The sequence below is a fragment of the Microbulbifer zhoushanensis genome, from assembly GCF_021729055.1.
GTDB classification, from domain to species: Bacteria; Pseudomonadota; Gammaproteobacteria; order Pseudomonadales; family Cellvibrionaceae; genus Microbulbifer; species Microbulbifer zhoushanensis.
The window spans coordinates 26243-51759 of the sequence record NZ_JAJSAO010000009.1 but is presented as its reverse complement, the minus strand read 5'-3'; the positions used below and the strand labels follow the sequence as shown (position 1 = coordinate 51759).

Genomic DNA, 25517 nt, shown 5'->3' with positions numbered 1-25517 from the left:
TTCTGCGTGCCTGATTATCACACGGGTTACCAGCCGGATACCGTCGCCGTTATCGGTGCCGGCAACTACATCGATGCCCCGCTGCAGAAACGCCTGCAGCGGGTGGGCTTTCGCGTGCAGATGCTGGGGCCGGGTGAACTCGACCAGTTGCGCCCCGGCGCCCTGGTGATCAACGCTGCCTGCTGTGCCGGCAGTGAGTTCATGGACACGGCCCTGCAGGTCTGTCGTGAACTCGCCCGACGCGATGACTACAGCCACCTGGTGCATATCTCCTCTTACCGGGTTTTCGCCGGGGGTGCGCGCAAACGCTACGACGAGGACGATGAGCCCAATGCCGAGTCCGCCAGCGGCCGCCAGTGGCTGGCCTGCGAGCAGGCCCTGGCCGGTAGCGACAACCTCACGGTGCTGCGTTTCGGCTGGATGGTCGATCGCAGTGAAAATGCGCTGCTGGCGCGTGTGCTGCAGGCGCTGCTGGAGAACCGCACCATCGCCGTGGACGATGAGAGTCGCGGCAGCCCGGTGACGATCGCGGACCTGGTGCGGGTGGTGGTGGCGGTCGCCCAGCAGCTGGCCAGCGGCGCGCCGCGCTCCGGTGTCTACCACTATGGTGCTGCCGACAGTTGCACGGCGCTGGAATTCGCCCGCGAGGCGGTCGAGCGGGCCCAGTCGTTCCTCGACGAGGGCAGTGCGATCGAGCCGGAGCCCCTGGCGGAACCGGTGGGTAACCGCAGCGCGGTGCTCGCCTGCAGCAGCCTGCGGGACGTATTTGGTATCCAGCAGCGCAGCTGGAGGCAGGGACTTACCCGGCAGGTAGAGCTGTGGCTCGAAAGGCTCGGCAGCGGTCGCTGAGACACGGCGTGGCCACCCCCTTGCTTAAATCATGAAGGGGCGCGGCGGGGGCCGGCGGGTAGCCGGTTATCCATGGCACAAAAAAAGGGCGATCCATCCGGATCGCCCTTTTTATTTGCGCTGGCGGGCTCTCGCCCGCCCATCGCTCACACTTTGTCGAACACCAGGCTGGCGTTGGTACCACCAAAACCGAAGCTGTTGGACAGCACGCGGCGCAGTTCAGTCTTGCGCAGCTCGGTGACCAGGTCCATGCCCTCGGCCTGCTCATCACGGTTCTCCACGTTGGCGGAGGCGGTGATAAAGCCTTCCTGCATCATCAGCAGGCAGTAGATTGCCTCGTGCACACCGGCAGCGCCCAGGGAGTGACCGGTCAGGGACTTGGTGGAGGAGAAAGCCGGGGCCTGCTCGCCAAACACCTCGCGCATAGCGCGCAGCTCGGCCACGTCGCCCACCGGGGTCGAGGTGCCGTGGGTGTTGATGTAATCCACGCTGCCCTCCAGCCCATTGCCATCCATGCCGGCCAGGGCCTGTTGCATGCAGCGTACTGCGCCTTCACCGCTGGGGGCCACCATGTCGTAACCGTCTGAGGTGGCGCCATAGCCGGTCAGCTCAGCATAAATGGTGGCGCCGCGGGCCTTCGCGTGCTCCATCTCCTCCAGTACCAGGCAACCGCCGCCGCCGGCAATTACAAAACCGTCGCGGTCGGCGTCATAGGGGCGTGAGGCGCGCTCGGGGGTGTCGTTGTACTTGCTCGACAGGGCACCCATGGCATCGAACAGGTGCGTCAGGCTCCAGGCCAGTTCCTCGCCGCCGCCGGCAAAGACAATGTCCTGCTTGCCCATCTGGATAAGCTCGGCACCGTTGCCGATACAGTGTGCGCTGGTGGCACAGGCGGACGAGATGCTGTAATTCACGCCCTTGATCTTGAACGGCGTGGCCAGGCAGGCCGACACGGTGCTGCCCATTACCTGCGGCACCCGGAAGGCACCGACGCGGCGCACGCCTTTCTCCTTCAGGGTTTGCGCGGCATCGATAATGGCTGCGGTGGAGGTGCCGCCAGAGCCCATCACCAGGCCGGTGCGGGGGTTGGAGATATCGCTCTCCTCCAGGCCCGAGGTGCGGATGGCCTCCTGCATGGCGATATAGGCATAGGCCGCGGAGTCGCCCATGAAGCGCAGGTGCTTGCGGTCGATATGGTCCCTGAAATCGATCTCCACCGGGCCCGCAACCTGGCTGCGCAGCCCCAGTTCGCGATACTCCTCGTTGGCACGAATGCCGCTGCGGCCCGCTTTCAGTGAGGCGGACACGGACTCCAGGTCCGTGCCGATACAGGAAGTGATACCGAGTCCGGTGATGGCTACCCGTCGCATAAGTGGTCTCCAGTAAAGCTTTCCGGCAGTTTACGTTGTTATTGTGCCCGGAGTTTGGTTCCGGCCGGACTAAAAGTTGTCCGTACGGGTGAACAGGCCTACACGCAGGTCTTTGGCGGTGTAGATCTCGCGGCCGTCGACCGCTACCGAGCCGTCACCGATGCCCATTACCAGCTTGCGCTCTACCAGGCGGCTCAGCTGGATATGATAGGTGACCTTCTTGGCGGTGGGTAAGATCTGGCCGGTGAACTTCACCTCGCCGCAGCCCAGTGCACGGCCGCGGCCGGGATTGCCTTTCCAGGCCAGGAAGTAGCCGAGCAGCTGCCACATGGCGTCGAGGCCGAGGCAGCCTGGCATCACCGGGTCGCCGGGGAAGTGGCAGTCGAAAAACCACAGGTCCGGGTGGATGTCGAGCTCGGCAATCAGCTCGCCCTTGCCGTAGGCGCCGCCGTCCTTGGAGATATGGGTGATGCGGTCAAGCATCAGCATGTTGGGTGCAGGCAGCTGGGCGTTGCCCGGGCCAAACATCTCACCGCGCGAGCAGGCCAGCAATTCTTCACGGGAATAGCTGCTTTTCTGAACGAAATTACTCATTTTGTCCCCGTTTATTGGGTGTTCACGCCACAAAGACTGGGCGTTTTTGCAAGAGCGGGCATTCTAAAGTCTGGGGAAATGTTGTCCAGTCAGTCAGCGGCCTTTTTGTGACTGGCACGGGCCTTGCTGACTAAATCACAGGGTACAAACGCCGCAAATGCCCCGCTCAATAGTCGTACCTGTACCAGTTGGCGGCAGCGGCGGTGTGCGGGTGATCTGCTTCACAGTTCTGTGGTAACTTTCCAGTCCGCGCGGGCCCCGGGGCCCGCCATGAGAACAAGAAGTGCCAGAAAATGTTGGGGTCCAGATGCTGAAGAAATGTCTCTTTCCGGTAGCCGGTTACGGTACCCGCTTCCTGCCCGCCACCAAGGCAATGCCCAAGGAGATGCTGCCGCTGGTCAATAAACCGCTGGTGCAGTACGGCGTGGAGGAGGCGATTGAGGCGGGCCTGACCGAGATCGGTTTCGTGACCGGCAGGGGCAAGCGGGCCATAGAGGATCACTTCGATACCAATTTCGAGCTTGAGTCCCAGATCGCCGGTACCGGCAAGGAGCGCTATCTGGACTCGGTGCGCAACGTCATTGACCGGGCCAGTTTCTCCTACACCCGCCAGGGTGAGATGCGCGGCCTCGGCGACGCTATCCTGCAGGGTGAGCGACTGATCGGCGATGCCGCCTTCGGTGTGGTGCTGGCCGATGACCTGTGCCTGAATGAGGAGCTGGGGGTGCTGGGCCAGATGGTGCAGCTCTACCAGCAGTTCCGCTGCAGCATCGTGGCAGTGGAAGAGGTGCCGCAGGACCAGATTCACAAGTTCGGTGTGATCGCCGGCAATGAGATCAAGCCCGGCCTGTACCAGGTCACCGATATGGTGGAAAAACCTGCCGCCGAGGATGCCCCAAGCAATATGGCCATTATTGGCCGCTATATCCTCACCCCGGATATCTTCGACCTCCTGCGCGAGACACCCCCGGGTAAAAATGGCGAGGTGCAGATTACCGACGCGCTGCTGGCCCAGGCCCAGCGCGGTTGTGTGCTGGCCTACCGCTTCAGGGGGCGCCGTTTCGATTGTGGCTCCGTCGACGGGTTTGTCGAGGCCACCAACCACGTCTACCAGAATATCTACCTGCCCGGCCAGGCGGGCGGGAACTGAGAACAAAACAACCAATCAGCGTAACCAGGAAACACTGTTACCCATGACCGAACTGACCTGTTTCAAGGCCTATGACCTGCGGGGCCGCGTGCCCGACGAACTGAATGTGGATATTGCCTACCGGGTGGGCCGCGCCTTTGCGCAATTCCTTGACGCCCGGCGGGTGGTGGTCGGGCACGATATCCGGCTGACCAGTGGCGAGCTGACCGACGCCCTCGCCAATGGACTGCGCGATGCCGGTGCGGACGTCTTCCATATTGGTGAGTGCGGTACTGAGGAAATCTATTTCGCGACCTTCCACGGGGATTTCGATGGCGGTATCTGTGTCACCGCCAGCCACAACCCGATGGATTACAACGGCATGAAGTTTGTGCGCTCGGGCAGCCGTCCCATCAGTGGCGATACCGGCCTGAAGGACATCAAGCGCCTGGCGGAAGAGAACGACTTCCCGCCGGTGGGCAAGCGTGGCGAGCTGCAGCCTTACGATCACCGTGCCGATTTCGTCAATCACCTGCTGGGCTATGTCGACACCGCTGAGCTGAAGCCGCTCAAGCTGGTGGTCAATGCCGGCAACGGCGGTGCCGGTGCTGTAGTGGATGCACTGGCGCCGCACCTGCCGCTTGAATTTGTACGTGTCCATCACGAGCCCGATGGGACTTTCCCCAATGGCATTCCCAACCCGATCCTGCCCGAGAACCGGGAGTCCACCTCCCGCGCGGTGAAGGAGAGTGGCGCTGATTTCGGTATTGCCTGGGATGGCGATTTCGACCGCTGTTTCTTCTTCGATGAGAACGGTGAGTTCATTGAGGGTTATTACGTAGTGGGCCTGCTGGCAGAGGCCTTCCTGCTCAAGGACGGCCGGACTGCTGCCGGTGGCGAGAAGACCAGGATCGTGCATGACCCGCGCCTGACCTGGAACACCGAAGATATCGTCGCTGCGGCCGGCGGCGAGCCGGTGCAGAGCAAGACCGGCCATGCGTTTATCAAGGAGCGCATGCGCAAGGAGGACGCCATCTACGGTGGTGAAATGAGCGCGCACCACTATTTCCGCGATTTCGCCTACTGCGACAGCGGCATGATCCCGTGGCTGCTGGTGGCCGAGCTGGTGAGCCGCAGCGGCAAGTCGCTGTCACAGCTGGTGGGCGAGCGCATGGCGGCCTTCCCCTGTTCCGGTGAAATCAACTCCAAGGTCGAGGACCCGGCGGCGCTGCTGGAAAAGGCCGAGGCGCAGTACGGGCCCGGCGCGGAGAGTGTGGAGCACGTGGACGGCCTGAGCGTGGCGTTTGCCGACTGGCGCTTCAACCTGCGCATGTCCAATACCGAGCCGGTGGTGCGCCTGAACGTCGAATCCCGTGGGGACGAGGCATTGATGAAGGAAAAGACCGCGGAGCTGCTGCAGCTGATCCGCGGCTGATCGGCATCCGGCAGTAGCGGTAGGGGCGAACCTTGTGTTCGCCCTTTCTGTTTGGGGTGTATTAAGGGCCTTTCTCCGCCCGCCCCTCGCCGATACCGGCCTGGTGCCGGGCTAACACTGGGTTCGCACCAGCGGGCCAGGTGTCAGACAGTGCGTTCCACGGCAAAGCTCGCGAGCTGCTGCAGCGCGGTTTTCTGCTCGCTTTCGGGAAGGATGGCCAGCTGGTCCCGCGCGTCATCCACCGCCGCCCGTGCGCGCTCCATGGTGTAATCCAGCGCGCCGCACTCCTCGATGGCCGCGACGATTTCTCCCAGTTTGTCCGCGCTGCGTTGTTCGATGGCCCCGCGTACCAGCGCCGCCTGGGCTTCGGTGCCCCGGGCCATGGTGTAAATCAGGGGCAGGGTCGGCTTGCCCTCGGCCAGGTCGTCACCGATATTCTTGCCCAGCTCTTCGGCATCGCCGCGGTAATCCAGGGCGTCGTCCACCAGCTGGAAGGCCAGGCCCAGGTGGCGGCCGTACAGTTTCAGGGCCTTTCGCTCCTCCGGGGTACAGCCGGCCAGCACCGCCGCCGTCTCGCAGGCGGCCTCGAACAGGGCCCCGGTTTTCTTGTGGATCACCGCCAGGTAGTTCTCCTCGCTGACCGCGGGATCGCCGGCATTGACCAGCTGCTGCACCTCGCCCTCGGCGATGGTGTTGGTGGTCTCCGACAGGATCGCCATGATGTCCATGTCTTCCAGGGCCACCATCATCTGGAAGGCGCGGGAGTAGAGGAAGTCGCCTACCAGTACCGCCGGCGCATTGCCCCACCTGGCATTGGCGGTCAGGCGGCCACGGCGCCGCTCCGAGGTGTCCACCACGTCGTCGTGCAACAGGGTGGCAGTGTGGATGAACTCGATGATGGTGGCCAGGTCGATATGCCGGTCGTCGCGATAGCCCGCGGCCCGGGCACACAGCAGCACCAGCAGCGGCCGCAGGCGCTTGCCCCCGGCTTCAACCAGGTAGTGGCCGATATTCTCCACCAGCGGGACATCGGAGTGCAGCTGGTCGAGGATACGCTGGTTGACGGCGGCGAAATCATCGGCGGCGACCCGGTGGAAAGGCAACATGCAAGGCTTCCTTATACTGCTTTATGGGAATGGCTGTTCAGCACATGGTTGCGCCGGCCGGTAAGGCCGGGAGGCCGCCAGCGGGCAAGAGGGCAGCTATTGTATCAATGTCGCGAATTGATTAGAATCTGCGCCCCGCTTTGGCTGGCTCCCGTGGCCGGCAGTGGGACCAAGGTTTATTCGGTATTGAATATACGGCGCAAGCTCCCGAAATGCGGCGTTGTGACTGTCCGGTTTCCGGCATCCCGACCGCTGCTTCGTGTCGTCCATCTCGGAGCATAAAGAGATATGTACGCAGTTTTTGAGAGCGGTGGTAAGCAGCACCGCGTAGAAGAGGGCGAAGTCCTTCGCCTGGAGAAGCTGGAAGTCGCCACCGGCGAATCCATCGATTTTGACAAGGTGCTGATGGTTGTCGACGGTGACAACGTGAACATCGGCGCTCCGCTGGTCAATGGCGCGAAAGTAACGGCTGAAGTGATCAACCACGCCCGTGGCGAGAAGGTCCGGATCATCAAGTTCCGCCGTCGCAAGCACTCCATGACCCGTCAGGGCCACCGTCAGTGGTACACCGAAGTTAAAATCACTGGCATCAAGGCATAAGCAGAGGAGTAACGACTCATGGCACACAAGAAAGCTGGCGGTAGTACGCGCAATGGTCGCGATTCCGAAAGTAAACGCCTGGGCGTGAAGCGCTTTGGCGGTCAGTCTGTAGCGGCTGGCAACATCATCGTGCGTCAGCGCGGCACCAAGTTCCACGCTGGCGTCAACGTTGGCATGGGCAAGGACCACACCCTGTTCGCGACCGCGGACGGCGTTGTGAAGTTCGAGGTGAAGGGCCCCAGCAACCGCAAGTACGTTTCCATCGAAACTGCTTAATCCGGTTGCCTGACCCGATCCGAAAGCCCCGCCCCCGAGCGGGGCTTTTTCGTTGTGCGGCGTGGCCGCGAGACCCCACTGCGCAGGTTAAACTGCGTTAGAGAACAGCAACCGCTGCGGCGGTGGAGAGATCATGAAATTTGTCGATGAGGCGCCCATCTACGTCAAGGCAGGCAACGGTGGCAACGGCTGCCTGAGCTTTCGCCGGGAGAAGTTCGTCGAGAAGGGCGGTCCGGACGGCGGTGACGGTGGAGACGGCGGCTCTGTCTACCTGGAGGCGGACGAGTCCCTCAATACCCTGGTGGATTACCGTTACCAGCCACGCTATAGCGCCGGCAGCGGTGAGCAGGGGCGCGGCCGCAACTGTACCGGTGCCAAGGGCGAGGACCTGGTGCTCAAGGTGCCGGTAGGGACAACCATCATCGATACCGAGACCGGCGAGACCCTCGGCGACATGACCGCAGCCGGTGAGCGCCTGCTGGTGGCCCAGGGCGGTTTTCACGGCCTGGGCAATACCCGTTTCAAGTCCAGCACCAACCGGGCGCCGCGCCAGACCACCAAGGGGACACCTGGCGAGGAGCGCCAGCTCAAGCTGGAGCTGAAAGTGTTGGCGGACGTGGGCATGCTGGGCCTGCCCAATGCCGGCAAGTCGACCTTTATCCGCGCGGTGTCTGCCGCCAAGCCCAAGGTGGCCAACTACCCGTTTACCACCCTGGTGCCCAACCTGGGCGTGGTGAAGGTGGAGAGGCATCGCAGCTTCGTGATTGCCGATATCCCCGGCCTGATCGAGGGGGCGGCAGAAGGGGCCGGCCTGGGTATCCGCTTCCTCAAGCACCTGACCCGTTGCCGGGTCCTGCTGCACCTGGTGGACCTGGCGCCGTTCGACGGCAGCGACCCGGTGGAAAATGCCCTGGCAATCGAGCGCGAGCTGGAATCCTTCAGCCCTACCCTGGCTGCCCGGGAGCGCTGGCTGGTCCTGAACAAGACCGACCTGGTGCCCGCCGACGAGCTCGACCAGCGCTGCGACGATATCGTGCAGGCGCTGGGCTGGCAGGGTCCGGTATTCCGTGTGGCGGCCATCCGTGGTGAGGGTACCGATGCCCTGGCGGGGCGCCTGATGGACTACCTGGATGAGCGTCGTGCCATGGAAGAGGCCGATCCGGAGCTGGCCGGGGCCGAGCTGGAAGCCCAGCGGCAGATGCAGCGCGAGGCGCGGGAGCGTATCCAGGAAGTGCGCGAGGCGCAGCGTGCGGGTCGCCACGCCGAGAAGGACGACGATGATGACGACTGGGACGACGATGACCACGACGTCGAGATAGAATACCGCCAATAACCACAGGGGCCGGTCGCACCGGCCACCATGTATGCTGCCGGGAGCCTGGCTCGCCCGGCATGTCCCGGCCCGAGGGGGCCGCTCCTGGGGAGGGATCTACGTGCAAGCTCGGCAACAGCTCGCCGCCGGCCGGCGCTGGGTAATCAAGATCGGCAGTGCCCTGCTGACCGACAACGGTCGCGGGGTCAATCGTGTCGCCATCGCCAACTGGGTCGCCCAGATCGCCGGCCTGCGTGCCGCTGGTATCGAGGTGCTGCTGGTATCCTCCGGGGCCGTGGCCGCGGGGATGGATCGCCTCGGCTGGCGTCGGCGCCCGGAATCGATCCACCAGTTGCAGGCCGCGGCCGCGGTGGGACAGAGCCACCTGGTGCAGGTGTACGAACACGCCTTCGGCCAGTTCGACTGCCGCACCGCACAGATCCTGCTGGACCACGACGACCTCTCCAACCGCACCCGCTACCTCAATGCGCGCAGTACCCTGCGTACCCTGCTGTCCCTGGGGGCGGTGCCTATCATCAATGAAAACGACACGGTGGTTACCGACGAGATTCGCTTTGGTGACAACGACACCCTGGCGGCGCTGGTGGCGAACCTGGTGGAGGCCGATACGCTGCTGATCCTCACCGATGCCGATGGCCTGTTTACCCAGGACCCACGCGACAATCCCGATGCGGAGCTGATCCGCGAGGCGTCCGCGGCCGACCCGTCCCTGGTGGCCATGGCCGGCGGCTCGCGCAGTGGGCTGGGGCGTGGCGGCATGAGCACCAAGGTGCGCGCGGCGCAGCTGGCGGCCCGTTCCGGTGCCGCCACGGTGATCGCCGGCGGGGCGATGGAGGATGTGATCCGGCGGGTCTGCGCCGGCGAGCAGCTGGGCACCTTGCTGCTACCCGAGGCGGACCCGATGACGGCCCGCAAGCGCTGGCTGGCCGGCCAGCTACAGGTGCGCGGCAGCCTGGTCCTGGACGAGGGTGCTGCGCGGGCGCTGCGGGAGCAGGGCAAGAGCCTGCTGGCCGTGGGGGTGACTGGTGTGGAGGGGCGTTTCCATCGCGGTGAGCTGGTTGCCTGCCGCAATGCCGGGGGTGAGGAGATTGCCCGCGGCCTGGTGAATTACGACAGCGCCGAGGCGGCGCGTATCGTCGGCCAGCCATCGGAACGCTTCGCAGAGCTACTCGGTTACCGCGACGACGACGAGCTGATTCACCGGGACAACCTGATACTGCTCTAGCCTGCGCGCTTGCGGCCTTGTGCGGCCGGAGAGCCGACGGGTAGATACAAAAAAGCCCCGCCAGGGCGGGGCTTTTTGATGCTCGCGAAACGCGGGATCAGGCGGCCAGGGCCTTGATCTGGGCGTTCAGGCGGCTCTTGTGACGGGCGGCCTTATTCTTGTGAATAATGCCCTTGTCCGCCATGCGGTCGATGACCGGCACCGCTTCCGCGTAAGCAGTCTTGGCTTTTTCTGCATCACCTGCATCGATGGCCGCAACTACCTTCTTGATGTAGGTGCGCACCATGGAGCGCAGGCTGGCGTTGTGGTTGCGGCGCTTGTCGTTCTGGCGCGCGCGTTTCTTCGCTTGAGGTGAATTGGCCACCGGTTGCTCCTGTTGGAAATCTCAATAAATCTGTAACTAACGGGCCGGGGCCCGATCGGGACGCGACATTATCGCCACGGCTGGTTGTTTGTCAACCACCATGGCACTCCCGCCTTCACGAATCCCGGCGGGGCAGGTGCAGGGTGAAGATGACACCGCTACAGTCCCCGCGGTCAGCCGCCTCCAGCCGTCCGCCGTGAAAGTCGGCAATCAGCCGCGCGATATGCAGCCCCAGCCCCAGGTGCCCGGCGCGGCTGCCGTCGTCGCGGACCGAGACCAGTGAGTCGAACAGCTTGTGGGCGAAGCCCGGCGGCAGCAGGGGGCCGTCGTTACTCACCGAAATACGGTAGGCGTCGGCATCCCGCTCCAGCTGCAGCAGGATTTCACTGCCTTCCGGGGCAAAGCTGGTGGCGTTGTCCACCAGCTTGTCGAGCAGCTGGGCCAGCAGCTCCGGTGCGCCGTAGCAGCGCTGGGCGCCCGCGGGGCAGGCGAGGCGGAAGCGGTGCCCGGGATGGGCATCGCGATAGCTGTCGGTGAGTACCTGCAGCAGGTCGTCCAGCTCGAACTCCTCCCGATTGCGCTCGGCGGGTTCGCGCTCCGCCTGGCGGATGCTCGCCTCCAGGTGGCTGGCCGCCGACAGGCTGTTGAGGATGCCCGACAGCCGGCCGCTGCCTTCCAGCGCGCGCTCGGCGTAGCGCCGGCTATCTTCGTCCAGCTCGCCGGCGCTGAGGTTGTCCAGGGAGCCCCGCACCACCGCCAGCGGTGTGCGCAGCTCGTGGGAGAGCTTGCTGGCCAGGGAGCGCAGGTACTGGTGGTACTGGTCGAGCTCCTGCAGCAGGCTGGCAAAGGCGCGGTTCAGGGCGCCCAGCTCGTCGTTCATGCGCGCCCGCGGGAAGTCGCCGCGCAGGCGGCCGCTGGCATCCACGGCATTGCGGGCCGCCCGGTGCAGGCGCCGGATGCGCCAGGACAGCCAGCTGGCATAGCCGAGTAGTAACAGCAGGGCGCTGCCGGCAGCGATGCAGGACACCAGCCACAGCTGGTAGGCGGCGGACTGGGTGAGGGACTGCAGGGCGTGGCCGGACTGCAGGGCGATGACTCGCCCCAGGAGTGGTCGCTCGACGATATTGTCGGCACGGGTGATCACCGGCACACCGGCGGCGCCGATGCGGGTTTCCCGGGGCCCCTGGTACCACTGTTCCGCCCTGTCGCGTCCGCGGGCCAGCTCCCCCGGGAGGCTTCCCCCCGGCATTGCCGGCAGTGCGGTGCGCGACAGCAACTGGCGGTAGAGCCAGTTGCGCAGCCAGTGCTGCTGCTCGAGTTCCCCGCCGCCGGCCCGTTCGCCCACCGCGGCGAGCCGGTATCCCTCGCTGTCCACCACCACCAGCTGCAGCTGTGGCCGGGCAAAGTGTTCGAGCTCGGCCTGCAGGTCCGGCAGTGGCTGTACCAGCCTGCCGGGCCGCCCGTCTGCGGGCAGGGTACTGGCGCGCTTCTGTGGGGTGGCGCCGTCGCTGGCAGCGCGGTCACTGATAGCCAGGGCAAATTCCCCGTCGGTGAGGGAATAGGGCAGGGCCAGTTCCAGCTGGTAGCCGTCCGCAGAGGCGGTCCAGCGGCCGCGCAGGCGCAGCTCGCGCTCACGCGTGCCGCGGCGCAGGTTGCGCCACAGGGCGGTGGCGCTGCCCTGGCTGGCGACCGGGAGGGTGTAGTGCCGGCCGCCGGTGTATATCTCCACCGCATCGCCGCTGGCGAGCAGGCCCGTCCGCGGGTCCTGGTAGGCGGGCGTGTCGTCGGCGACTGTGAGCAGCAGGTAAATGTAAGCATCGTGACGCCCCATGGTCACCCGGGCCAGGGGGGATCCGTCGCCGGCGTGCAGCTGGCGCGGCGGCAGCTGCCAGGAGCGCCACTCGTCACCGTAGCCGTCCAGCAGCGGCGGCTGCGGCAGCGGGTGCAGGTAGAACTGCGCCCCGGGCGGGCGCCCGGGGCGCTCGGGGTCCGGTGCGATCAGCTGCGGTGCGCTGGCCAGGCGCGCCGCCACGGCGCTGGCGGTGGCTTCCAGGGCCTGCATCTGGCCCTGGGCCAGGGCGCTGTCCACCTGGCGCAGGTACTGGCAGCCGGCCCAGGGCAGGGCCAGGGCGAACAGGCTGACCAGCAGCAGTTGGCGGCGCAGTTTCACTGTCCCGGCTCCATTGGTTCTCTACTCATCGGGCCTGCCGCAGCTCACGCCTGCCAGCGATAGCCCATGCCGTAGGCGGTGGTAATGGCATCGAAGGCCGGATCCAGGGCCTGGAACTTGCGCCGGATCCGCTTGACGTGCGATGTGATGGTGTTGTCGTCGAGCACCACCCGTGCCGCTTCCATCAGCTGCCCGCGGGATTTCACGTGCCCGGGGCGCTTGGCCAGGGCATGCACGATCCAGAATTCGGTCACGGTGAGTTCGACCGGTTGCCCCTGCCACTGGCACTGCAGGCGCGACACGTCGAGGGACAGGTTCCCCTGCTCGAGCCGCTCGCCATCCTCGGAGCGGTCACGCAGGACACTGACCCGGCGCAGCAGCGCGTTGATGCGGGCCTGCATATGGGGCAGGGAAATGTCCTTGGTCAGGTAATCATCGGCACCCAGGCGCAGGCCGGAGATGATATCCAGCTCCGAATCGCGGGCAGTGAGGAACAGTATCGGCAGGGTCGGGGCCATGGCCCGCAGTTCCCGGCACAGCTCGAAGCCACCCTCCACCTCTGCGCCCAGCCCGACGTCGATCACGGCCAGGTCGGGCAATCGCTGGCGGAATGCCTCCAGGGCCTCGGCACGGGCCTCGTACAGGTTGACGGCATAGCCGCTGCGGCGCAGGGCATCGCGATAGTTCTCGGCGATTGCGCGCTCGTCTTCGACAATGGCGATAGTGGCGGTCATGGGATTTCCAGCTGTTCTGTTTCCGCTCGGTGGCCGTTGATCATGCCGCAAAGCGGCGCCCATGCCAAAAAAGCGGGCCGTGGGCCCGCGAAGGTATGGAGAGGTGATGGATTTCGGTGCGGAGTGTGCTTTCCGCAGGCGACGCAGTTAAACCGGGCCGCCTGCGGGGGCTGGTCAGAAGTTGCCGGCCACTGAGTCCGGCAGGTCAAAGAAGATATCGACGCGGCGCTCCATGGCGTAGGCGTCGGCATCGCCCCGGGGCGCCCGGGAATAGGTGGAGCCCATGGCGCGGCGGCTGATGCGGGCGGGGTCGATGCCCTGGCCTTCCAGAGCGCGCTGTACACTCAGGGCGCGCTGGTCGGACAATACATTGTTGTAGCCATCGGTGCCGCGGGGGTCGGCGCGGCCTTCCAGGCGCACCTGTAAATCGGGATGGCGACGCAGGAAGTCGGCGAGGGCCGCCACCTGGGCCAGCTGGGCATCTTCCAGCCGGTCCTCGCCGGTGGTGAACAGCAGCTGGAACTGCAGTGAGTCCGCCGCGAGTTTGTTGGCGTCATTTGCCGACAGTCGCGCCGCGTCCAGTTCCTGTGCCAGGTCGCCCAGCTTGACGCGGCTCGCGTTCAGTTGTGTTGCCAGCATATCCGCCTCTTCTGCTTGTTTGATCTGCTCGCCCAGCCAGGCGCCACCCAGCGCACCGGCAATAAAGCCTACCGGCCCGCCGACCGCGGCACCGGCGATGGCAGCGCCGGTAAAGGCCGTAGCCTGTTTGGCCGGGGTCAGCCGGGATCCCTCGGTCTGCTGTCCGTGGTCCTGCGCCTGGGTGCCGGTCGCGATCAGTGAGCCCAGGGTTACAGCCATGATTGCCTTTTTCATTGTCCTTTCTCCTTGCGGTGGTTGCAGTCTTGTCTCTAGGTGGGCCCTTGAACTGTTTCCGGCCCGGTCGAGACTTATTGAACAACCGCAAGGCGGCGCCGCCATGGCACTCATGTGGCCATTACCGGCGCAATCGTGGCGAATTATGGCAGTGTGCCGGGTTCAGCGATGCAGGCGGCGGTAGCGACGGTCCCGCGGCGCCTCTATGCGAACACGCACACGGGGAGGGCGGGGCCCCAGCACTACTGCGACATACAGCAAAACTGCCAGCGCAAGAGCAATAATCAAGGCATTCAATGTCATCCATCACCTCCTCGCGCCGACACTCCCCTGCAGCGCGCCACAATCTCACTTCGAGTATAGTTTGCCGTCACGGGACGGGTAGGAACAGATCCTCAATTCGGCGCGCATCTGCGCAGCGCGAATTGCGGTAGACTTGCCGGCCACGACCCCCAGCGACTTCACCCAGCCCAGCAGGAGCCCAGTTTTGTCCCAGCCGACTGCCGACAGCCAGCCTCCCAAGTCCGGTGCCGCCCGCCTGCTGCGGGGCAGCAGTGTGGTGGGCGGCGCGACTATGCTGTCGCGTGTCATGGGGCTCGCGCGGGACATGGTGCTGGCACGTTTTGCCGGCGCCGGCGATGCCGCCGATGCGTTTTTCGTCGCTTTCAAGATACCCAACTTTTTTCGCCGCCTGTTTGCCGAGGGTGCTTTTGCCCAGGCATTCGTGCCGGTGCTGGCAGAGTACCGCCAGAATGGCGGCATGGCCGCCGCCCGGGAGCTGAATGACCGGGTGGCCGGTGCGCTGGGCGGGGCGCTGTTGCTGGTGACCCTGTTCGGGGTGCTCTGCGCCCCCCTGATCACCGGCATTTTTGCCTTCGGCTGGTGGTGGGATGGCAGTGAACGGGAAAAGTTCTCCCTGGCCGCGGATATGCTGCGGATCACCTTCCCCTACCTGATGCTGATTTCCCTGACCGGCTTCGCGGGCTCGATCCTCAACAGTTTCGACCGGTTTGCGGTGCCGGCGCTGACGCCAGTGCTGTTGAACGTGATGTTGATCGCCGCGGCCACGGTGGCCAGCGGCTGGTTCGACCCGCCGATCATGGCGCTGGCCTGGGGGGTGCTGGCAGCGGGAGTGGTGCAGTTGCTGTTCCAGCTGCCCTTCCTGATGCACCGGGGCCTGCTGCCGCGGCCCCGCTGGGACTGGAGTTACCCCGGGGTGCGTAAGATCCTGCGCCTGATGGCGCCGGCCCTGTTCGGCGTGTCGGTGACCCAGATCAGCCTGGTGCTGGATACGGTGCTCGCGTCCTTCCTGCCGTCGGGCAGTGTTTCCTGGCTGTATTTCTCCGACCGCCTGACCGAGCTGCCACTGGGGGTGTTCGGGGTGGCCGTGGGCACCGTTATCCTGCCCAGCCTGTCGCGGCATCACGCCGGCGGCGATCCGCGACTTTTTCGCCACACCCTCGACTGGGCCCTGCGCAGCGTTACCCTTATCTCGTTCCCCGCCGCCGTGGCGCTGGTGATCCTGGCGGAGCCACTGCTGACCACCCTGTTCCAGTACGGGCGGATGGAGCCGCGCGATATGGAAATGGCGGCCTGGTCGCTGCGTGCCTACGCCCTGGGACTGGTGTCGTTCATGCTGATCAAGGTGCTGGCGCCGGGTTACTTTGCCCGCCAGGATACCTATACCCCGGTGCGCTTCGGGCTGATTGCCATCTCCGCCAAGATGCTGCTCAGCCTCGCGTTTGTGGTTCCGCTGCACCACTACTTCCAGCTCGGGCATATGGGCCTGGCGCTGGCTACCGCGGCGCAAGCGGCGATCAACGCCTGGCTGCTCTACCGCGGCCTGCGTCGCGATGACATCTATCGACCCGAGCCCGGCTGGGGTGGCTACCTGGTGCGCCTGTTGCTGGCCAACCTGGCCATGGCAGCGCTACTGGTGGCGGCGCTGTTCCTCTGGCCCCACTGGGGTGACTGGAGCTGGTGGCAGCGGGGCTGGCGCATGGCGGCCCTGGTGTCCGCCGGGGCTGGTACCTACGGCCTGGTGTTGTTGTTTGCCGGCCTGCGGCCGCGGCATTTCCGCGCCGTCAGCGACTGAACCCGGGCCCGCCCAGGGGGTGCGGGCCCACTGACCGGGTCACGGGAATCCGGTATACTGCGGCGTTCGATTTTGTGACCATGGAGAAAGCAGCATTGGCCGCCGAGCGCGAACTGATTCGCGGGTTGCATAACCTGCGCCCCCGCCACCGGGGCTGCGTGGCCACCATCGGTTCATTCGACGGGGTACACCGGGGCCACCAGGCGATCATCGCGCAGCTGCGCCAGCGCGCGCGCGAGCGAAACCTGCCCTCGGTGGCGATTGTCTTCGAGCCGCAGCCGCATGAGTTCTTCTCCGGCGAGAAGGCCCCGGCGCGACTGATGCGTTTCAAGGAGAAGGTGCTGGCCCTGTTCGACGCCGGCGTGGACCGGGTCCTGTGCCTGCAGTTCAACGAGCGGTTGCGCAGCCTGGGGGCCGAGGCCTTTGTGCAGCGGGTGCTGCTCGACGGGCTGGGAATCGACCACCTGGTAGTGGGGGATGATTTCCGCTTCGGCTGTGACCGCAGCGGCGACTATCGCTTCCTGCAGCAGGCGGGCGCGGCGCACGGGTTTACCGTGGAGGACACCGCGACCCTGGAGATCGAGGGCGAGCGGGTCAGCAGCACCCGGATTCGGGCGGCCCTGCAGGATGGTGATTTTGCCCTGGCGGAAACCCTGCTCGGCAAGCCCTACCGGATCACCGGGCGGGTGGCGCCGGGCCGGGCGCTGGGGCGCCAGCTGGGCGCGCCCACGGCGAATGTGCGCCTGCACCGCTACCGCTCGCCGCTGGTGGGCGTATATACCGTGCGGGTGACAGCCACTGATGGCAGTGAGCTGGCCCCGGGGGGCCGGCAGCTGAATGGTGTGGCCAATGTGGGCTTTCGTCCCACAGTGGAAGGCGAGGGCGCCCAGGCACTGCTGGAAGTCAACCTGTTCGATTTTGACGGGGACCTCTACGGGCGTGAACTGGCAGTGGAGTTCTGCCATAAACTGCGGGACGAAGAGAAGTTCGACTCGCTGGAGATCCTCCGCGATCGGATCGCCCAGGATATTGAGGACGCCAAGGCCTGGTTCAGGCAGCACCCCTAGGGGCAAGCTCGCCCTGTCCGGGCGTAACACAGCTGCCCAGAACGTAACCTGAGAGGGGCGACAAGGTTTGCCCCTGCAGATTTCTTAACCGTCTAGATTTAAGCAGACACCCAATGACCGATTACAAAGCGACACTCAACCTGCCCGCCACGGACTTCCCGATGCGCGGCAACCTGCCGCAGCGGGAGCCCAAGACCCTGAAGAAATGGCAGGACGGCAAGCTGTACGAAAAAATCCGTGCGGCCCGTGCCGGACGCGAGCAGTTTATCCTGCACGACGGCCCGCCCTACGCCAACGGCGACATCCATATCGGTCATTCGGTCAACAAGATCCTCAAGGACATCATCGTCAAGTCGAAGACCCTGAGTGGATTTGACGCCCCCTATGTGCCCGGCTGGGACTGCCACGGCCTGCCTATTGAGCACCGGGTCGAGAAAAAAGTCGGCAAGGCAGGGGCCAAGGTGGATCATCGCACTTTCCGCCAGAAGTGCCGCGACTACGCCGCGAAGCAGGTGGAGGGGCAGAAGAAAGATTTCATCCGCCTGGGGGTGTTCGGCGAATGGGACAATCCCTATCGCACCATGGATTACCAGTTTGAGGGTGACATCATCCGTGCCCTTGGCCGCATTGTAAAAAATGGTCACCTGGCGCGCGGTTTCAAGCCAGTCTACTGGAGTGTGGTAGGCGGCTCGGCCCTGGCCGAGGCGGAAGTGGAGTACCAGGACAAGACCTCCTTCTCCATCGACGTCTGCTACCCGGTAACCGAAGAGACCGCTCTGGCGATCGCCGATGCCGCCGGCGGCCACGCCGGTGACGGGCCTCTGTCAGTGGTGATCTGGACCACCACCCCCTGGACGCTGCCGTCTTCCCAGGCGGTATCGGTCAATGCTGAGCTGGAATACGTCGTGGTGCAGGTGGGGGAACGCCGCCTGCTGGTAGCCGAGGACCTGAAAGATGCAGTGCTGGGGCGCGCGGGCCTCGAGGGCGAGGTTGTGGGCCATATCCGCGGTGCCGCACTGGAGCACCTGAAGGTCCACCATCCCTTCTACGACAAGGAGCTTCCCATCGTGCTGGGTGACCATGTCACCACCGATGCGGGTACCGGCTGTGTCCACACCGCCCCCGACCATGGCCCGGACGATTTCCTGGTGGGCAAGCGTTACGGTATCGAGACCCTCAATTACGTCGACGATAACGGTGTCTACCGCGACAGTGTGCCCCTGTTTGCCGGTGAGCATGTCTACAAGGTGGACGAACAGATCGTTGACCTCCTGAAAGAGAAAGGCGTGCTCCTGCACCAGGACAAACTGGTGCACAGCTATCCGCACTGCTGGCGTACCAAGACACCGCTGATCTATCGCGCCACGCCGCAGTGGTTCATCAGCATGCAGCAGAACGACCTGCTGGATCATGCACAGAAGGCCGCCGACCAGGTGCAGTGGATTCCCGGCTGGGGCAAGGCCCGTATCGATGCCATGCTGGACGCCAGCCCGGACTGGTGTATCTCCCGCCAGCGCACCTGGGGCGTACCCATTGCCCTGTTCGTGCACAAGGAGACACACGAAATCCATCCGGATACCCCGGCGCTGATGGAGAAGGTGGCGGAACGCGTGGACGCGGAGGGTATGGATGTCTGGTTCGACCTGGACCCGGCGGAGCTGCTGGGCAGCGATGCGGAGCACTACCAGAAAGTGACCGATACCCTGGATGTCTGGTTCGATTCCGGCGTGACGCATTTTGCCGTACTGGAGCGCCGCGATGACCTGCGCTTCCCGGCGGACCTGTACCTGGAAGGCTCTGACCAGCACCGCGGCTGGTTCCAGTCGTCGCTGAAGACCTCCATTGCCATCAACGACTGTGCTCCCTACCGGCAGGTGCTTACCCACGGGTTTACCGTCGACGCCGAGGGCCGCAAGATGTCCAAGTCGATCGGCAATACCGTGGCGCCCCAGGATGTCATCAACAAACTGGGCGCGGACGTACTGCGCCTGTGGGTTGCCGCCACCGATTTCAGTGGCGAAATGGCGGTGTCCGACGAGATCCTCAAGCGTACCGCGGATTCCTACCGGCGCCTGCGCAATACCGCCCGTTTCTTCCTGTCAAACCTGGCAGGATTTGACCCGGCCACTGACCTGCTGCCGGAGGGCCAGCTGCTGGCACTGGATCGCTGGGCGCTGGACAAGGCGGCGCGGCTGCAAGACGAGATTGTCGCGGCCTATGACAATTACCAGTTCCACCAGATTTACCAGAAGCTGCACAATTTCTGCGTGGTCGAAATGGGTGGCTTCTACCTGGATATCATCAAGGATCGCCAGTACACCACCAAGGCCGACAGCGTCCCGCGCCGCTCGGCCCAGACTGCGCTCTACCATATCGTGCAGGCCTTCACCCGTTGGGTTGCGCCGATCCTCAGCTTTACCGCTGATGAGTTGTGGCAGTCGATCCCGGGCGAGAAGGGCGAAAGCGTCTTTGTTGCGGAGTGGTACGCCCTGCCAAGGCTGGATGCGGACGCAGACAAAGGAGCGGATTACTGGGCGGCGATCGCCGCGGTTAAAACCGCGGTGAACAAGGTGCTCGAGGAGCAGCGCGCGGCTGGCAATATCGGCGGCTCCCTGCAGGCAGCAGTGACACTCTATGCTGACGATGACCTGCGGGAGAAACTGCTCGAACTGCAGGATGAGCTGCGTTTCGTTCTCATCTGCTCCTCCACTTCGGTACAGCGCCTGAGCGATGCCGCCGGTGCGCATGCCACCGAGCTGGACGGACTGAAAGTGGAAGTGCGCAAGGTGGACCATCCCAAGTGCGCGCGCTGCTGGCATTACCGCGAGGACGTGGGTGCAAACGCGGCACACCCGGAAATCTGTGGCCGCTGCGTGGAGAACGTGGAAGGCGCCGGTGAGGAGCGTCACTATGCCTGAGTCGCGCGGGCCCGGATTGTTCGGGCATCCCTGGCGCTGGTACTGGCTGGCGCTGCTGGTAATCGCGATCGATATCGCCACCAAGGTGTGGGCCGTGGGCGAGTTTCGCAGTGGGCCGCCGTTCCAGATCATTCCGGGGCTGCTCCAGTTCACCTATGCGGAGAACTACGGTGCGGCGTTCAGCTTCCTGGCTGATGCCGGGGGGTGGCAGCGCTGGTTCTTTGGTGTTGTGGCGGTCGGCTTCAGCATTATGGTTTCCATCTGGCTGTGGCGCCTGCCGGCGGCAAAGCGCTGGGAGCCGTGCGCCCTGGGCCTGATCCTGGGTGGGGCCCTGGGCAACCTGTGGGATCGCATGGTGCTGGGTTATGTGCGGGATTTTATTTCCGTTTACTACAACACCTGGAGCTTCCCGGTTTTCAATGTGGCCGATATGGCCATCAGCGTCGGTGCCGCAATGCTGGTAATCGAGCTGTTGTTTTTCTCCGAGAGCGATGACGCCTCGGGCAAAAAAGATTCAGAAGTAGAGAAAGCATGACTGACCACGTGATCGGCGAGCACAGCCGGGTAACGATGCACTTCAGCCTGAAGCTGGATGACGGCACCGAGGTAGACTCCACCTTCAAGGGGGAGCCCGCCTCTTTTTCCGTCGGTGATGGCAGCCTGCTGCCGGGTTTCGAGCGGGCGTTGTTCGGCCTCGAGGCCGGCGACGAGGCTGAGATCGAGATTGCCCCGGAGGCCGGCTTTGGCCAGCGCAACCCGGCCAACATCCAGAAAGTGCGGCGCGATCACTTTTCGCCGGATATGGAACTGGAGCCGGGGCTGGTAGTCTCTTTCGACAACGGTAGTGGTGAGCTGCCCGGTGTCATCCGCGAGGTGGGTGACGATGAAGTGGAGGTGGATTTCAATCACCCCCTTGCCGGCCAGACCCTGATGTTCCATGTGAAAATCATTGAAGTGGCTTCGGTGAACTGATGACTGAAATACGCCTTGCCAACCCGCGTGGCTTCTGTGCCGGTGTGGACCGGGCAATCGATATCGTCAACCGCGCCCTGGATGTATTCGGGGCGCCCATTTACGTGCGCCATGAAGTGGTGCACAACAAGTTCGTGGTGGATACCCTGCGTGATCGCGGGGCAGTCTTCGTCGATGAGCTGTCCGAGGTGCCCGACGATGTGATCGTTATCTTCAGCGCCCACGGTGTTTCCCGCGCGGTGCAGCGCGAGGCGGAAGAGCGCGGCCTGCGTGTCTTCGATGCCACCTGCCCGCTGGTCACCAAGGTCCACATGGAGGTGAGCAAGTTCAGTAACGACGGCAGCGAGTGCATCCTGATCGGCCATGCCGGCCATCCGGAGGTGGAAGGCACCATGGGCCAGTACGACACCAGCGGCGGTGGTGCTATCTACCTGGTGGAAAACGAGGAAGATGTATCCCGCCTGCAGGTGCAGGATGAGAACAACCTGAGCTTCGTCACCCAGACCACACTGTCCATGGACGATACCGCCAGGGTTATCGATGCCCTGCGTGCACGCTTCCCGAATATCCGCGGCCCGCGCAAGGACGATATCTGCTATGCCACCCAGAACCGCCAGGACGCGGTCAAGCAGCTGGCGCTGGAGAGTGACCTGGTGCTGGTAGTGGGTAGCCCCAACAGCTCCAATTCGAATCGCCTGCGAGAGCTGGCCGAGCGCTGTGGCGCGACGGCCAAGCTGATCGACGGTGCCGGCGATATCGATCCGGCCTGGCTTGAGGGCAAGCAGCGTATCGGCCTGACCGCGGGAGCTTCTGCCCCGGAAGTATTGGTGCAGGGGGTCGTCGATCGCCTGCAGGAACTCGGGGCCGAGTTGCCGCAGGAGATGAGCGGGCGCGAGGAAAACATCAGTTTTTCCCTGCCGCGAGAATTGCGCGGCCAGGACTGATTTCCGTTACGGAGCAGGCAGTTTGCGATCGGCTCAATCGCTGCATTCGGCTGCAGTCAGCCGGGAAATCCTTACCCGGCCGCTACGGGCCAGCACCAGGCTGAAACCGCTATCCAGTGATTCGCTGCAGATCTCCATGGTCCCGGCCTGAAAAGCACCACCTGCTGAGCCAGCATATCGGGCTTCGCCGGTACCGATAAATGAGATGTAGTTTCTCAATGGCTGGTTGGCGCTCACCCGGACACCGCTCACCGGGCCGCTGCTGAACAGCTCGCGCTCGCCGGCGTCGAGCTGGCCATTATTGTTGGAGTCGGTGAACGCCTGCCAGCCGGCTTGCCAGCTTCCCCGGTTGCGCAATGTTGCCCGCTGGTTTTGTGTCACCGCACTGGTGCGCGCCAGCTGGATCGCCGCCATGATTTCCTCCGTGGTACTTCTGGTGCGATGCTGCTCGACCTGGCGGGCAAAATTGGGGATGGCGATCGCTGCCAGTAGCGCCATAATGGCGACGGTCAGTATCAGTTCCATCAGCGTCATTCCCTGCTGCTGCATTGTCTATCCTCCCTGGAATTGGTGTGTATTTGAGCATGGGAGCCCAAGGGGAAGCCGTACCCCTGCCGCCGATCGGTTAGTCCTGACCGTTCATCGGTCCATCCTTCCTGGAATCCCCGGCCCATTGGTACGCTTTGGTCAAGATAATTTCCCCCTGCTGCATCAACAGCAATGTGACTGGATCCCCGGCACATTGGTCAAGAGATTTGAGAAAATTGAGTGAGCTAGGGCAATACGATTCAAGTCCATACAAAAACAATACCGGAGAGGCCGAATCAGGCATGACACAGCACCAGCGGGGCTTCACGCTCCTCGAGTTGATGATTACTGTGGCGGTTATTGCGATCGTGGCTGCAATTGCTGCCCCCAGTTTCACCAGCGTAGTTCGCAGCACCCAGACCGCAGCATTGAGTGAGGAGCTGACCAGCGCACTGAATCTTGCGCGCTCGGAGGCGGTGCGTCGTGGTAGCCGCGTATCAATTTGTGCCAGTGCCGACGGAGCAACCTGCAGTAATAACTGGACCGACGGGTGGATGGTTGTTACTGATGATGCCACCTCGGACGTGGCCAATGCGGTGGTCGTCGATGAGGTGGTGCGCAGCTGGGGAGCGCCCAATCCCAATGCCGTGGTGAATGTTCAACAGAATGGCGGAGCTGCCGGTTTTATTCGTTTCAATCGACTCGGAATACTCGGGCGGGCAGATAATGGGGAAATCACTGTCAATGCCAGAATCTCCGGTTGTACAGGTAATTCGGCACGGACTATTACCGTGGGTGTCGCTGGGCTGCTAAATGCAGCCTATAGCGACTGTCCTTGAGGAGGGGGATGCGATGAGCTTGTTCAATGGGCAGCGTGGTGCGGGCCTGATCGAGGTCATGGTCACAGTGCTGATTCTTTCGACTTCGCTTCTGGGGCTGGCGGCGATGCAGGCTGCCTCCCTGCAGTATAACCACAGTGCCTACCTTCGCTCGCAGGCAAATATCCTTGCCTATGACCTTCTGGATCGCGTACGCCTTAACCGTGCCAGAATGTCGGATTACAACCTCGACCTTGATTCTGATCCGCCCGGTAGCGGTGGAACTCTGGTAAAGGATGACCTGATCGAGTGGCACGACTCGGTTAGTGATTCGCTTCCCGATGGGGATGGCGGGATTGAATGTGATGCGGCACAACGGCTATGCACGATCGAAATCACTTGGTCGGAGCAGAACAGCTCTGGCGAGGAGAGTGAAGACTCAACCACTTTCCAGTACACAACAAAAATCTAGGGAGCGACGCAATGCGCAGACAACAGGGGGTTTCGCTGGTTGAGTTGCTGGTCGCCCTGGCTATTGGTGTGGTCCTGATGACCGGCGTGGTGCAGCTGTTCCTTTCCAGCCGGGTGACCTTCTCTACCCAGCAGGCCCTTTCCAGAGTTCAGGAGACAGGCCGGCTGGCGATGGAATTCCTGGCCCAGGATATTCGTATGGCGGGTTATATGGGCTGCATGAGCCGCAATATGAGTTTCACCAATACGCTGAATGATTCCGATGAGCTGGCGTACAGGTTCAATGTCGGTATTGAGGGGCTCGATGATTATACCGCTGGGACGGCAGATTATCCGGCGGCTATCGTTGGTAGCGATATCCTGGTAGTTCGCAGCGCCAACGGACTCGGTGTCGGTGTCGAGAAAAATAACGATAGCTCGCAGCTGTTCGCGGAAGATACGGGTACAGACCCCAACGGTTGCGGTACAGGCCAGGCAAGTATCAGTGGCCTGTGCATTGGCGATATCCTGGTGGTGGCTGACTGCCAGAAAGCGCGGGTGTTCCAAGCCACTAACCTGCAGGATACCGGTGGGGTGGAAATCAATGTGGTTCATTCGGGAAACTCCTCCGGTGGTACCTATACCCCGGGGAATGCACTCAGTTCCTGGGGGGGCTCGTCCGGGGACCCTTCGGAGTCCTTCGGCCCGGATTCTGAGATTATCAACGTCAATACCATGATCTATTACCTGGCCGACCAGGCCAGCGGAGAGCCGGCGCTGTTCCGGCAAATCGGCAACCAGACCCCGCAGGCGTTGCTCGAGGGCGTGCAGGACATGCAACTGACCTATGGTCGGGATACGGATGGGGACGATGTGCCCGATACCTATGTGGATGGTGGTGTGCTCGAAGCTGCCAGTGCGTGGGACGAGGCCCTCAGTGTCCGGGTTGAACTCCTGGTGCGTAGTACTGATGACAATGTCGTGCCGGATCCGCAGCCCTACACATATGCAGGCTCGGATGTAACGCCGACCGATCGCCGACTGCGCCAGGTGTTTGTCAACACCATTGGAATTCGCAGTCGCCTGCCGTAACAGGAGCCAATGAAATGAAGAGACAGAACCGCGGGGCCCTGCCACAGGCTCGCATGCTTTCTTCCCAGCGCGGGGCGGTGTTGATAGTCGGGCTGGTGATGTTGCTGCTGATGACCGTAGTGGCCATGGCCGCCATGCGCGGCAGTGAAATGCAGGAGTTGATGGCTGGTAACATGCGGGATCGCAATCTCGCTTTCCAGGCGGCCGAGGCCGGCCTGCGGGAGGCGGAAGAGGTGCTGAACCAGGCGGTGCTGCCAAGTTTTGATGGCACCGTAGCAGGCTACTACGTGGAGCTCGATGGCTCCCGTAACTCTGGTTACTGGAATACCCATGGCTGGGATACCGAATCCGTCGAGACCGACCTGGAGCTCGATCGGGTCGCTGAGCCACCACGGTACGTCATCGAGGAAATCACCGCAACAGCAGCTACCGGCACCGATGGTGGTGCGATTGATTTCCAGAGTACGCTTAACCAGGAAGAAATTATCTATTACCGGGTTACCAGCCGTGGAGTCGGCGGTACCGCAAACGCTGTCGTTATCATTCAGTCCACATTCAAACGATAGGCAGTGAGG

Annotated in this window: 25 protein-coding genes; 17 read left to right on the top strand and 8 right to left on the bottom strand. The window is 63.5% G+C overall.

Translation table 11 applies throughout. The features are described from left to right. The first annotated feature begins 6 nt into the window (after positions 1-6). Positions 7-849, top strand: coding sequence for a sugar nucleotide-binding protein (locus LVD10_RS16945; RefSeq protein ID WP_232940922.1), 843 nt, complete (start codon positions 7-9; stop codon positions 847-849). A 146-nt stretch (positions 850-995) separates the two neighbouring features. On the opposite strand, the gene fabB is transcribed toward LVD10_RS16945, so the two are convergent. Together fabB and fabA are read right to left on the bottom strand one after the other, a co-directional pair. Beyond that, a complete protein-coding gene (gene fabB / locus LVD10_RS16940) occupies positions 996-2219 on the bottom strand; it encodes a beta-ketoacyl-ACP synthase I (RefSeq protein ID WP_232940923.1) in 1224 nt (407 codons plus the stop codon). Between the two features lie 69 nt (positions 2220-2288). Then, a complete protein-coding gene (gene fabA, locus LVD10_RS16935; RefSeq protein WP_232940924.1) occupies positions 2289-2813 on the bottom strand; it encodes a 3-hydroxyacyl-[acyl-carrier-protein] dehydratase FabA in 525 nt (174 codons plus the stop codon). Between the two features lie 307 nt (positions 2814-3120). Here fabA and galU point away from each other — a divergent pair, with 307 nt between their 5' ends. Together galU and LVD10_RS16925 are read left to right on the top strand one after the other, a co-directional pair. Beyond that, on the top strand, positions 3121-3963 hold the full coding sequence (gene galU / locus LVD10_RS16930) for a UTP--glucose-1-phosphate uridylyltransferase GalU (RefSeq protein WP_232940925.1): 843 nt from the start codon (positions 3121-3123) through the stop codon (positions 3961-3963). Positions 3964-4006: 43 nt separating this feature from the next. Next, positions 4007-5377, top strand: coding sequence for a phosphohexomutase domain-containing protein (locus LVD10_RS16925; RefSeq protein ID WP_232940926.1), 1371 nt, complete (start codon positions 4007-4009; stop codon positions 5375-5377). Positions 5378-5520: 143 nt separating this feature from the next. On the opposite strand, the gene ispB is transcribed toward LVD10_RS16925, so the two are convergent. Next, the gene (ispB, locus tag LVD10_RS16920) at positions 5521-6483 is read right to left on the bottom strand and encodes an octaprenyl diphosphate synthase (RefSeq protein WP_237064399.1); all 963 of its coding nucleotides are present in this window, start codon (positions 6481-6483) and stop codon (positions 5521-5523) included. 288 nt (positions 6484-6771) lie between these two features. On the opposite strand from ispB, the gene rplU reads away from it, so the two are divergent. The 4 genes from rplU to proB all read left to right on the top strand — a co-directional run bounded on the left by rplU (position 6772) and on the right by proB (position 9917). Continuing rightward, the gene (rplU, locus tag LVD10_RS16915) at positions 6772-7083 is read left to right on the top strand and encodes a 50S ribosomal protein L21 (protein WP_232940928.1); all 312 of its coding nucleotides are present in this window, start codon (positions 6772-6774) and stop codon (positions 7081-7083) included. Between the two features lie 18 nt (positions 7084-7101). Then, positions 7102-7359 carry a 50S ribosomal protein L27 gene (gene rpmA / locus LVD10_RS16910; protein WP_232940929.1) on the top strand — a complete coding sequence of 86 codons (258 nt, stop codon included), beginning with the start codon at positions 7102-7104 and terminating at the stop codon, positions 7357-7359. A 133-nt stretch (positions 7360-7492) separates the two neighbouring features. Beyond that, the gene (gene cgtA / locus LVD10_RS16905) at positions 7493-8692 is read left to right on the top strand and encodes an Obg family GTPase CgtA (protein WP_232940930.1); all 1200 of its coding nucleotides are present in this window, start codon (positions 7493-7495) and stop codon (positions 8690-8692) included. Between the two features lie 100 nt (positions 8693-8792). Further along, the gene (proB, locus tag LVD10_RS16900) at positions 8793-9917 is read left to right on the top strand and encodes a glutamate 5-kinase (protein WP_237064398.1); all 1125 of its coding nucleotides are present in this window, start codon (positions 8793-8795) and stop codon (positions 9915-9917) included. Positions 9918-10014: 97 nt separating this feature from the next. On the opposite strand, the gene rpsT is transcribed toward proB, so the two are convergent. From rpsT to LVD10_RS16880, 4 genes are all read right to left on the bottom strand, one after another. Beyond that, positions 10015-10281, bottom strand: a complete 267-nt coding sequence (gene rpsT / locus LVD10_RS16895) for a 30S ribosomal protein S20 (protein WP_091517007.1) — start codon at positions 10279-10281, stop codon at positions 10015-10017. A 115-nt stretch (positions 10282-10396) separates the two neighbouring features. After that, positions 10397-12451, bottom strand: a complete 2055-nt coding sequence (locus LVD10_RS16890) for an ATP-binding protein (protein WP_237064397.1) — start codon at positions 12449-12451, stop codon at positions 10397-10399. A gap of 44 nt (positions 12452-12495) precedes the next feature. Beyond that, positions 12496-13185 carry a proteobacterial dedicated sortase system response regulator gene (gene pdsR, locus LVD10_RS16885; protein WP_232940933.1) on the bottom strand — a complete coding sequence of 230 codons (690 nt, stop codon included), beginning with the start codon at positions 13183-13185 and terminating at the stop codon, positions 12496-12498. Positions 13186-13359: 174 nt separating this feature from the next. Then, positions 13360-14058 carry an OmpA family protein gene (locus LVD10_RS16880; RefSeq protein WP_232940934.1) on the bottom strand — a complete coding sequence of 233 codons (699 nt, stop codon included), beginning with the start codon at positions 14056-14058 and terminating at the stop codon, positions 13360-13362. Between the two features lie 487 nt (positions 14059-14545). Here LVD10_RS16880 and murJ point away from each other — a divergent pair, with 487 nt between their 5' ends. The 6 genes from murJ to ispH all read left to right on the top strand — a co-directional run bounded on the left by murJ (position 14546) and on the right by ispH (position 22054). Continuing rightward, positions 14546-16153, top strand: coding sequence for a murein biosynthesis integral membrane protein MurJ (gene murJ / locus LVD10_RS16875; protein WP_255701139.1), 1608 nt, complete (start codon positions 14546-14548; stop codon positions 16151-16153). Positions 16154-16233: 80 nt separating this feature from the next. Continuing rightward, positions 16234-17220 (top strand): bifunctional riboflavin kinase/FAD synthetase, encoded by a 987-nt coding sequence (ribF, locus tag LVD10_RS16870; protein ID WP_233006723.1) that lies wholly within the window; start codon positions 16234-16236, stop codon positions 17218-17220. 113 nt (positions 17221-17333) lie between these two features. Beyond that, positions 17334-20138, top strand: coding sequence for an isoleucine--tRNA ligase (ileS, locus tag LVD10_RS16865; protein WP_237064396.1), 2805 nt, complete (start codon positions 17334-17336; stop codon positions 20136-20138). Next, complete coding sequence (lspA, locus tag LVD10_RS16860) at positions 20131-20673, top strand: signal peptidase II (protein ID WP_232940936.1); 543 nt, start codon at positions 20131-20133, stop codon at positions 20671-20673. The genes ileS and lspA overlap by 8 nt, the downstream gene beginning before the upstream one ends. Next, positions 20670-21110, top strand: a complete 441-nt coding sequence (locus LVD10_RS16855) for an FKBP-type peptidyl-prolyl cis-trans isomerase (RefSeq protein ID WP_232940937.1) — start codon at positions 20670-20672, stop codon at positions 21108-21110. The genes lspA and LVD10_RS16855 overlap by 4 nt, the downstream gene beginning before the upstream one ends. After that, positions 21110-22054 carry a 4-hydroxy-3-methylbut-2-enyl diphosphate reductase gene (gene ispH / locus LVD10_RS16850; RefSeq protein ID WP_237064395.1) on the top strand — a complete coding sequence of 315 codons (945 nt, stop codon included), beginning with the start codon at positions 21110-21112 and terminating at the stop codon, positions 22052-22054. Before LVD10_RS16855 ends, ispH begins: the two co-directional genes overlap by 1 nt. A 33-nt stretch (positions 22055-22087) precedes the next feature. Here the strand turns inward: ispH and LVD10_RS16845 are convergent, their stop codons facing one another. Continuing rightward, the gene (locus tag LVD10_RS16845; protein ID WP_237064393.1) at positions 22088-22603 is read right to left on the bottom strand and encodes a GspH/FimT family pseudopilin; all 516 of its coding nucleotides are present in this window, start codon (positions 22601-22603) and stop codon (positions 22088-22090) included. A 206-nt stretch (positions 22604-22809) separates the two neighbouring features. Between LVD10_RS16845 and LVD10_RS16840 the strand changes: the two genes are divergently transcribed. Genes LVD10_RS16840 through LVD10_RS16825 form a run of 4 tightly spaced genes read left to right on the top strand, consistent with a single transcriptional unit; the run spans position 22810 to position 25508 of the window. Further along, positions 22810-23421 (top strand): GspH/FimT family pseudopilin, encoded by a 612-nt coding sequence (locus LVD10_RS16840; protein ID WP_237064391.1) that lies wholly within the window; start codon positions 22810-22812, stop codon positions 23419-23421. A 13-nt stretch (positions 23422-23434) separates the two neighbouring features. Further along, positions 23435-23872: a type IV pilus modification protein PilV gene (pilV, locus tag LVD10_RS16835; protein ID WP_237064389.1), complete on the top strand. Its 438-nt coding sequence runs from the start codon at positions 23435-23437 to the stop codon at positions 23870-23872. A gap of 11 nt (positions 23873-23883) precedes the next feature. Beyond that, positions 23884-24942 carry a PilW family protein gene (locus tag LVD10_RS16830; protein WP_237064387.1) on the top strand — a complete coding sequence of 353 codons (1059 nt, stop codon included), beginning with the start codon at positions 23884-23886 and terminating at the stop codon, positions 24940-24942. A 14-nt stretch (positions 24943-24956) separates the two neighbouring features. Beyond that, positions 24957-25508: a pilus assembly PilX family protein gene (locus LVD10_RS16825; protein ID WP_237064385.1), complete on the top strand. Its 552-nt coding sequence runs from the start codon at positions 24957-24959 to the stop codon at positions 25506-25508. The last annotated feature ends 9 nt before the right edge of the window (positions 25509-25517 follow it).

Bases quoted from the DNA above. Each gene is read 5' to 3' on its own strand.
- fabB (WP_232940923.1), bottom strand. From the start codon at position 2,219: ATGCGACGGGTAGCCATCACCGGACTCGGTATCACTTCCTGTATCGGC.
- ribF (WP_233006723.1), top strand. From the start codon at position 16,234: ATGGAGAAAGCAGCATTGGCCGCCGAGCGCGAACTGATTCGCGGGTTG.
- cgtA (WP_232940930.1), top strand. From the start codon at position 7,493: ATGAAATTTGTCGATGAGGCGCCCATCTACGTCAAGGCAGGCAACGGT.
- LVD10_RS16925 (WP_232940926.1), top strand. From the start codon at position 4,007: ATGACCGAACTGACCTGTTTCAAGGCCTATGACCTGCGGGGCCGCGTG.
- LVD10_RS16845 (WP_237064393.1), bottom strand. From the start codon at position 22,603: ATGCAGCAGCAGGGAATGACGCTGATGGAACTGATACTGACCGTCGCC.
- rplU (WP_232940928.1), top strand. From the start codon at position 6,772: ATGTACGCAGTTTTTGAGAGCGGTGGTAAGCAGCACCGCGTAGAAGAG.
- LVD10_RS16825 (WP_237064385.1), top strand. From the start codon at position 24,957: ATGAAGAGACAGAACCGCGGGGCCCTGCCACAGGCTCGCATGCTTTCT.
- LVD10_RS16855 (WP_232940937.1), top strand. From the start codon at position 20,670: ATGACTGACCACGTGATCGGCGAGCACAGCCGGGTAACGATGCACTTC.
- rpmA (WP_232940929.1), top strand. From the start codon at position 7,102: ATGGCACACAAGAAAGCTGGCGGTAGTACGCGCAATGGTCGCGATTCC.
- pilV (WP_237064389.1), top strand. From the start codon at position 23,435: ATGAGCTTGTTCAATGGGCAGCGTGGTGCGGGCCTGATCGAGGTCATG.
- LVD10_RS16830 (WP_237064387.1), top strand. From the start codon at position 23,884: ATGCGCAGACAACAGGGGGTTTCGCTGGTTGAGTTGCTGGTCGCCCTG.
- LVD10_RS16880 (WP_232940934.1), bottom strand. From the start codon at position 14,058: ATGAAAAAGGCAATCATGGCTGTAACCCTGGGCTCACTGATCGCGACC.
- ispH (WP_237064395.1), top strand. From the start codon at position 21,110: ATGACTGAAATACGCCTTGCCAACCCGCGTGGCTTCTGTGCCGGTGTG.
- galU (WP_232940925.1), top strand. From the start codon at position 3,121: ATGCTGAAGAAATGTCTCTTTCCGGTAGCCGGTTACGGTACCCGCTTC.
- pdsR (WP_232940933.1), bottom strand. From the start codon at position 13,185: ATGACCGCCACTATCGCCATTGTCGAAGACGAGCGCGCAATCGCCGAG.
- ileS (WP_237064396.1), top strand. From the start codon at position 17,334: ATGACCGATTACAAAGCGACACTCAACCTGCCCGCCACGGACTTCCCG.
- lspA (WP_232940936.1), top strand. From the start codon at position 20,131: ATGCCTGAGTCGCGCGGGCCCGGATTGTTCGGGCATCCCTGGCGCTGG.
- ispB (WP_237064399.1), bottom strand. From the start codon at position 6,483: ATGTTGCCTTTCCACCGGGTCGCCGCCGATGATTTCGCCGCCGTCAAC.
- fabA (WP_232940924.1), bottom strand. From the start codon at position 2,813: ATGAGTAATTTCGTTCAGAAAAGCAGCTATTCCCGTGAAGAATTGCTG.